Origin of the sequence: Winslowiella arboricola (genome assembly GCF_025527015.1) — a bacterium.
GTDB lineage: Bacteria > Pseudomonadota > Gammaproteobacteria > Enterobacterales > Enterobacteriaceae > Erwinia > Erwinia arboricola.
Map to the genome: position 1 here is coordinate 1 of NZ_JAODIM010000001.1, position 210 is coordinate 210.

Sequence of the window (210 nt, forward strand, 5' to 3'; positions counted from 1 at the left end):
GGGTGCTCATGGATCATGCTCACAACATCCAACAGGCGGGGACTTACCCCGCCGTTGGGTTGCCTTACCCGCTGGATTTGCAGGCCATGGTAACCGCAACCTCCATATTGCCCTGCCTTATGCGGAATTCACAAACTGAATCCCGTATTATCAATCCCAACATAACTATTGTTACGACGATAATTCTCAGACTAAGCACTATAAATTTTT

Annotated in this window: 1 protein-coding gene; it reads right to left on the reverse strand. The window is 47.1% G+C overall.

The genetic code is table 11. The annotated features are described in order from the left end of the window. Positions 1-64 precede the first annotated feature (64 nt). Complete coding sequence (locus N5923_RS24750) at positions 65-199, reverse strand: Hok/Gef family protein (protein ID WP_407704353.1); 135 nt, start codon at positions 197-199, stop codon at positions 65-67. Positions 200-210: the final 11 nt, after the last annotated feature.